This is a genomic window from Roseateles sp. FW305-36 (assembly GCF_058787015.1).
On record NZ_JBYSZK010000038.1, the window covers coordinates 1 to 2,989 of the forward strand.

The 2,989-nt window shown below is 63.0% G+C and carries 2 protein-coding genes; both read right to left on the minus strand.

The window, feature by feature from the left end; all coding sequences use genetic code 11:
* On the minus strand, positions 1–2,796 hold a 2,796-nt coding region (locus AC3WOE_RS30390), incomplete at its 3' end, for an AMP-binding protein (protein WP_492696267.1).
* On the minus strand, positions 2,793–2,989 hold a 197-nt coding region (locus tag AC3WOE_RS30395), incomplete at its 5' end, for a phosphopantetheine-binding protein (RefSeq protein ID WP_492696269.1). The genes AC3WOE_RS30395 and AC3WOE_RS30390, both read right to left, overlap by 4 nt.

Below are 2,989 nucleotides of genomic sequence, written 5' to 3' on the forward strand. Positions count from 1 at the left end.
TCCCACCGCCCCCAGCGGCACCGGCTGACGGTGCTCGTCCAGCAGGTAGATCTGCGTGTTGGCGATCGGCCGGCCGATGGGCAGGCTCACAACTCCCGGCGGCACGTCCTGGATGGTCAGCGTCGTGGCAAAGGTCGTGATCTCCGTGGGGCCATAGGTTTGCACGAAGTGCTCAGGCTTGCCTTCATGCACCGCTGTGCGGACGGCCGGTACATCGGCTACATCTCCGCCGGTGACGAGGTAGCGCAGGCCGCCAAGCCGCCCCTTCAGTGCTTGGGCATGGCGGCTGAGCACGCCAGCGATGAGCTGCAGCACCGTGACCCGCTCTTGCGCCAGCAGTGTTGCCAGGGCTTGTGCATCCAACAGCGTCTTGTGTTCCACCACGACGAGCGCGGCGCCATTGAGCAACGCTGCATAAATCTCGAAGGTGGATGCATCAAAGGCCGGGTTGGCAGTGAAGGCCACGCGGTCACTGGGCTCGAAATGGGCGTAGTGCTGCCCCTGCACCAGCGCAGCGACGTTGCGCTGCAGCACCTCAACCCCTTTGGGCACCCCGGTCGAGCCGGAGGTGTACATCACATAGGCCGGGAGTTCGTCTGCATCGGGACGACTGGGCAGATTGCGGCAGTGTTCAGGGTGCTCGCACAGGATTGCCTGGAGTTCCGCAGCGTCTAGGTTGAGCCGCTGCAGGGCCCCGCCTTGGGCGTCGCATTCCGGCAGTTCGGTGCTGCGCAGGCTGAGCACCAACGGCACGACAGGCGTACGAGCGGGTTCCGTGCTGTCACCTTGACCAGCCAGCGCGTCGGCCAAGAGTGCTGCCAAGCGCTCCTGGGGTTGGCTGGCATCCAGTGGCACATAAGCAGCGCCGAGCTTCAGCAGCGCAAGCTGGGCGCGCACCAAGGCACTGCCGCGCGGCAGCGTTAGCGCCACGCGATCGCCCGCTTGCACCCCCAGTCCTTGCAGGTGGTGCGCCAGTTGATTGGCCTGCTCGTTAAGTGCCGCGTAGCTCAGCCGTTCGCTACCGAACACCAAAGCCAAAGCATCGGGTTGGCGTTGGACCCATGCTTGGAACGTCTGGATCAGATCCCCGCCAGGAGCATCTTGCGAGACAGGATTGAAACCTACAAGCAGCTGCTCTCGCTCTTGCGCCGGCAGAATGTCCAGCCGGCTCAGCGGTGCCTCGGGCGACAGCTCCAGCGCCTGCAGCAGGTGCTCCAGCGCAGTTTGCACATACCCTGCCACCCGCTCGGGCTCAAAGGGGCTCAGGATCTGCGGGTTCAGGCTAAAGCCGGCATCCACGCCGTCGTGAATGCCGTGATCATCGACGTTGAGGCTGACGGGGTAGTTGGTGCGCTCATGCCCGCCCAGGAAACGAATGCCGCGCAGCGCTTCCGGCAAGTCTTGCACCTGCGGCTCTTGCTCGGCCATCGGGCTGTGCCGGAAGTTCAACAGCGCGCTGAAGAGCGGCGTCGGTGCCTGCACCCCGCTGCAGCGCTGTGCCAGCGCCAGCGATGCATGCTCGTGCCGCAAGAGGTGGGCCAGTGTCTGATGGGTCTGCTTGAGCGCGGCTTGTACGCCCTGCCCTTCGAGCTTGATGCGCACCGGCAGGGTGTTGATGAACATGCCCATGCCGCGCACCGAGCCTTCTCCGCCTTGCATGCGCCCCAGCAGCAGCGTGCCGAACACTACGTCCTCGCGCCCACTGAGCTTGGCCAGCACTTGCGCCCACGCCAGGTGGAAGAGACTCGCCGCGCTCACGCCCTCGCGTCGCACCTGCGTGCGAATGCGCTGACTCAGCTCCATAGGCAGACTCTGACGGCACTCCCGGACGTCGACGCCGGTGCCCTGTACATCCCTGAGTCCATAGGGCAGCGTGGGCTCGACCACATCGCCCAAGAGGGTCTTGAAGAAGATCTCGTGCTCGCCTGGACTCAAACCATGTCGTGCCCGTGCGACGAACTCCCGGAACAGCATGGGCTCGGGCAAGGTGTGGGCTTGGCCCAGCAAGACCGCTCGGACCTCGTCCATCAGCACTTCCACTGACTCGTGGTCACCCCACAGATGATGGCTGAGCATGAGCAAGAGCCAACTTTCTGTCTTGGGATCTTGGGCTGCATGCAGCTCCAGCAGCGGTGCCCGGCGCAGGTCCATGCGATAGCGGCGCGGATCAAAGCGCGCCAGCAGCTGATCCGATCCGCTCAGCGTGCTGGCAGCGTCCAGCACCTCCTCGTGCACGCTCAGCACCGCTTCACGCTGCACCAGCTGCACCGGCTCAGGCAGTCCTTCCCAGTGCACCGCCGTGCGCAGCACGTCATGACGCCGGATCACTGCGTTGTAGGCGCCCACGAAGCGGTCCAGGCGCTCACGGCTGTCGAACTCCAGCACCGAGGGCAAGATGTACACATCGCCGGCTGTCTCCAGCAGGTGATGAAAGAGGATGCCCTCTTGCAGTGGGGCCAGCGGGTAGATGTCCTGGACGTTGGCAACGCCACCTGGCACTTGAGACACCAGTTGATCGATCTGCGCCTGCGTGAGTTCCACCAACGGCAACAGCTCCGGCGTCAACTGCTGACATCCGAAAGGGATCAGGTTGGGTGGGACACCTAAAGATGAAACGCTGTGATCCGAGGAAGACAGGATTTTCAACAAAGCAGGTTTGAAACGCCGAATCTCATCAAGCAGCTCTTCGTTTTGTAGAAGCTTCTTCCTGCCCGAAAGAGCAATCTCGCCATCTACCGACTTGACCTTAATGCCCTGCTTAGTCAACCGCTCAAGCAAGTCAAAGACTTCATTCATAGTTTCACTTCCTCGATTTCTTCGACGCGAGCGGCCAATACAGCCAAGGTGCCTTCACCAAAGAGGTCACTGACATCCACTTCCAAGCCAATTGCGCGCAGCCTCGCCATGACGGCGACCGCCAGCAGCGAGTGCCCACCGAGCTTGAAGAAGTCGTCCTGGCGCCCGACGCGCTCCACCTTGAGCACTTGTG